Raw genomic sequence first — 3,360 nt, 5'->3', positions numbered from 1 at the left:
AACGGGCGAACGCCGTGCACGGCGTTCTGGAGCAGGAGCTGAACGACTCCGGCGTCACCTACGAGGTGCGCGGCTACGGCGAGCAGTACCCGATCGCCGACAACTCGACGGAAGCCGGCCGCAAGAAGAACCGCCGGGTGGAGATCTCCTTCCCCCGCGCGGAGAGCCGATGACACCAGGCGATCGGCCCCGCCTGCTCTGATCCCCGCCCTCATCCCGGGGATCAGAGCAGGCGGGGCCGATCGCCTGGTGTCATCGGCTCTCCGCGCGGGGGAAGGAGATCTCCACCCGGCGGTTCTTCTTGCGGCCGGCTTCCGTCGAGTTGTCGGCGATCGGGTACTGCTCGCCGTAGCCGCGCACCTCGTAGGTGACGCCGGAGTCGTTCAGCTCCTGCTCCAGAACGCCGTGCACGGCGTTCGCCCGTTGGCGGGACAGGACGTCGCCGTGCGCCGAGGAGCCGAGGTTGTCCGTGAAGCCGAAGACACGGATCTTCGTCGCGTTCTGGGTCTTGATCTCCTCCGCGATGGTGGCGATACGAGCCTTCGCCTGCGCGCCGAGCTTGGCACTGTCCTTGCCGAACAGCACCTCGGCCTGGAGCGCGAACTTCACGTCGGAGTTGGTGTCCTCGCGGCGTTCGTCGCCGCTCTGGTCCTCGACGACCTGCTTGATGTCCAGGACCTTGGGTTCGGCAAGAGTGGCGCCGTCCGGGAGCTTGAGGTCCGGGTCGTTGGGGTCGAGTTCAACGGGGGCGGAGGCGGTGGCTTCGGTGCCTGGGGGGACGCTGGGGCCGTCATCGGCGGAGGCCACCGTGGCGCTGTACAGGTTCGTGGTGACAAGGACGGTGGCGGTGGTGAGGGCCAAGGCGAACCGAGGTGACGCCGGGCGCATGCGGGTACGTGTCATGGCCGACCTCACCCAGAGATCTGGATGGTGCCGCTGGCGAACGTCGGCAGTTGGAAAGTGACTTCTGTGGCGTCCGCAGGCGGGGCGGGAAACTGCATGAAGACAGATAGGTTTTCCCCGGCCTTGATGGTCGAGAATCCGGTGGTGGTCAATGGACGACCGTCCGTGTCGCGGAGCACGTAGTACCGCTTTTTGCCCTTTGAGTCGACCAGCGTGGCGCCACCGAGCGACCGGCCGTTCCTCACGATCTCGGTCTCGTTACCGCTTAGAGCGGCCGGAACAACGACACTCTTGGCTCCGTCGTTCTTCAAGGTGGCGTTGACGATGACGAAACCACCAGCGTCACGCTGTGCGGAGGTGATCTGAAGAAGCAGCCCGCTCGATCCCCTCAGCTCGGCAAGAGGCTCGTCCGCCTGACCCTCCTGCGCGCTCGGGTTGGACCCATCACCCTTGGAAGCCGAAGCCGAAATCTCCGGTTTCTTGTCATCGCCTCCGCCACCACCGCAGCCGACCACGCCGAGGGTCAGTCCGGCCGCAACGGTCAGCACGGCCATCCCCCTGCGGGCCTTCGTTGTGAACCGAATGCTCATGCTTCTGCTTCCTTAGTCACTCGTCGTTCGCTTGTCAGTCGGCCAGGTGGACATCGAAGAGATCCTCGGGTTTCGGAAGCAATTCTTCAGGGTCCTTCGGGTCCAAGTCCCACTGCCTTCCTTCACAGGCGAGCAGAGGCAGCGTGCCTTCCTCTGCACCTCCCGTCGGAAGCTCGAACACACAACGAGGCTCGATCACGGCAGTGGCGGTCTCCTGTGACTTCTCATCCTCCGTGCCAGGCACAATGGAGTCCCCCACGGTGCCGTTCGTTTCGACCACGACCGTATAGCCCAGAAAGCCCTCCGGAAGGCAACTCAGCACATCGGCATCATTCTGTGCCGCGAACTGGTTCGCCCGCCAGCAGGACAAGCCGAGTCCTTCTGCTTTGCCATCGAAGATGCTCTGCCACTTGGTCGGGTCGAGGAGGTTCTGCACCCACGCGCCCGCGAGTTGATCCCGCCGGTCCTGAGCTGCCGCGAGAGCGGCCGCATCAGCAGCGGTTTGCGCGCCGTTTCGATTCACCGCCGCCTGGCCGACCGCAAAGTACGCGAACGCGAGGAAGAGCAGGCCCCCCACCACCGTGATGTAGATGGGGAAGGCCTGCCCTGCGTCGCCGTACTTACGGGGCCTCATCAGCCACCGACGACCTCCGCAATCTGCTGAGTGATCGCGTCGTAGATCGACTGCCCGATGTCCGTCCCCGTGATCGCCAGGACGATCGCCACGACCACCGCGATGATGCCCAGGTACTCCACCGCCGTCTGGCCCTTGTCGTTGCGGGCAGCGCGGGACTGGAGGTACGCGACCGTCGTGTTGATCCAGTTGCTCATGGTGTTCCCCTCCGGCTGACGCGGTGGCGGCTTCCTTCGCGGTGCCGCCGTCGACATGAGCAACGTAGGGGCGGGAGCCCCCTCCGTCGGAGGGCCCCAGGGCCCAAACCCGGGCCCAATCACGGGCCCAGTTCCTCTTCCCCCCTACCGTCACCGCAGGTCACCCCACTCCCCGGCCGGAACCCGGTGCCGTGCCGAGCCACTTCGCGGCGGCCTCGGAGCGGCTGGTGCTGTGGAGCTTGGCGAAAATGCGGTTGATGTGGTTCTTGACCGTCTTCTCGCTGATGAAGCACGCGGTGGCGATCTGCTGGTTGTTCATGCCGGACGCGATGAGGTCCATGATCTCCGCCTCTCTCGTGCTCAGTTGGAACCTCGACCTGTCGGGAGCGGCCGGGCGGCCACCTGTCCACCCGGACGACGACTGTGCCACACCTGGTTGCAGTTGCGAAAGGTTTTCCGCAGAAGTAGATGGTGGTGAGGTGTGAGGAAGGCCGAAACCCGCCGTGTTGCGGTGAGTTGGCTGAGTGCCACCCAGTCCCTCCGGGAGCGACTGCCCCGCCCCGGACCCTTGGCGAAGTTGCTCCAGCAATGCTCCCGCCGCCGTCGACGTGAAGTGGGCCCTGCCCTCCTTGACGTCCCGCACCGCCGCCACCAACTGGTCCGCCGCGAACTCGCCGTGGACCAGGTAGCCGCCCGCTCCCCTGCGCAGCGCCTCCTGGACGATCTCCGACTCCCTGCTGTACGTCAGCATCACGACCGGGGCGATCTGCACCAGGTAGGGCAGCGCCGAGATGCCGTCCACGCCCGGCATGCGGACGTCGAGGAGGATGACGTCGGGGCGGTGGGCGCGGGCCGCCTCGTAGGCCTCCCTGCCGTCCGCCGCCTCCGCCACCACCGTGATGTCCTCGCGGCCGGAGAGCAGGGCGGTCAGGCCGGCGCGGACCACCGGGTTGTCGTCGGCGACCACGACCCGGAGCGCGGCGGGCGGGGGGACGTTCTGGAAGGGGTTCGGCGGCGGCTGCGTGGGGCTCTGCAT

Annotated in this window: 6 protein-coding genes; 1 reads left to right on the top strand and 5 read right to left on the bottom strand. The window is 66.5% G+C overall.

Translation table 11 applies throughout. From position 1 onward, the window contains the following. Positions 1–173 (top strand): OmpA family protein (locus B7L92_RS42555; RefSeq protein WP_497591190.1); only part of this gene is annotated, 173 nt, incomplete at its 5' end. A 79-nt stretch (positions 174–252) separates the two neighbouring features. On the opposite strand, the gene B7L92_RS21765 is transcribed toward B7L92_RS42555, so the two are convergent. The 5 genes from B7L92_RS21765 to B7L92_RS21745 all read right to left on the bottom strand — a co-directional run bounded on the left by B7L92_RS21765 (position 253) and on the right by B7L92_RS21745 (position 3,360). Continuing rightward, positions 253–903 (bottom strand): OmpA family protein, encoded by a 651-nt coding sequence (locus B7L92_RS21765; RefSeq protein ID WP_081239165.1) that lies wholly within the window; start codon positions 901–903, stop codon positions 253–255. An 8-nt stretch (positions 904–911) separates the two neighbouring features. Continuing rightward, a complete protein-coding gene (locus tag B7L92_RS21760; protein ID WP_081239164.1) occupies positions 912–1,493 on the bottom strand; it encodes a hypothetical protein in 582 nt (193 codons plus the stop codon). 34 nt (positions 1,494–1,527) lie between these two features. Beyond that, the gene (locus tag B7L92_RS21755; protein ID WP_081239163.1) at positions 1,528–2,127 is read right to left on the bottom strand and encodes a pilus assembly protein TadG-related protein; all 600 of its coding nucleotides are present in this window, start codon (positions 2,125–2,127) and stop codon (positions 1,528–1,530) included. Further along, the gene (locus tag B7L92_RS21750; protein ID WP_081239162.1) at positions 2,127–2,324 is read right to left on the bottom strand and encodes a hypothetical protein; all 198 of its coding nucleotides are present in this window, start codon (positions 2,322–2,324) and stop codon (positions 2,127–2,129) included. The genes B7L92_RS21755 and B7L92_RS21750 overlap by 1 nt, the downstream gene beginning before the upstream one ends. Positions 2,325–2,484: 160 nt before the next feature. Continuing rightward, positions 2,485–3,360 carry a response regulator transcription factor gene (locus B7L92_RS21745; protein ID WP_081239161.1) on the bottom strand — a complete coding sequence of 292 codons (876 nt, stop codon included), beginning with the start codon at positions 3,358–3,360 and terminating at the stop codon, positions 2,485–2,487.

The organism is Streptomyces viridosporus, assembly GCF_002078235.1.
GTDB classification, from domain to species: Bacteria; Actinomycetota; Actinomycetes; order Streptomycetales; family Streptomycetaceae; genus Streptomyces; species Streptomyces viridosporus.
Note: the sequence above shows the minus strand (reverse complement) of the source record. Positions and strands in the feature narration are given on the sequence as shown.

Bases quoted from the DNA above. Each gene is read 5' to 3' on its own strand.
- B7L92_RS21765 (WP_081239165.1), bottom strand. From the start codon at position 903: ATGACACGTACCCGCATGCGCCCGGCGTCACCTCGGTTCGCCTTGGCC.
- B7L92_RS21760 (WP_081239164.1), bottom strand. From the start codon at position 1,493: ATGAGCATTCGGTTCACAACGAAGGCCCGCAGGGGGATGGCCGTGCTG.
- B7L92_RS21755 (WP_081239163.1), bottom strand. From the start codon at position 2,127: ATGAGGCCCCGTAAGTACGGCGACGCAGGGCAGGCCTTCCCCATCTAC.
- B7L92_RS21750 (WP_081239162.1), bottom strand. From the start codon at position 2,324: ATGAGCAACTGGATCAACACGACGGTCGCGTACCTCCAGTCCCGCGCT.
- B7L92_RS21745 (WP_081239161.1), bottom strand. From the start codon at position 3,360: ATGCAGAGCCCCACGCAGCCGCCGCCGAACCCCTTCCAGAACGTCCCC.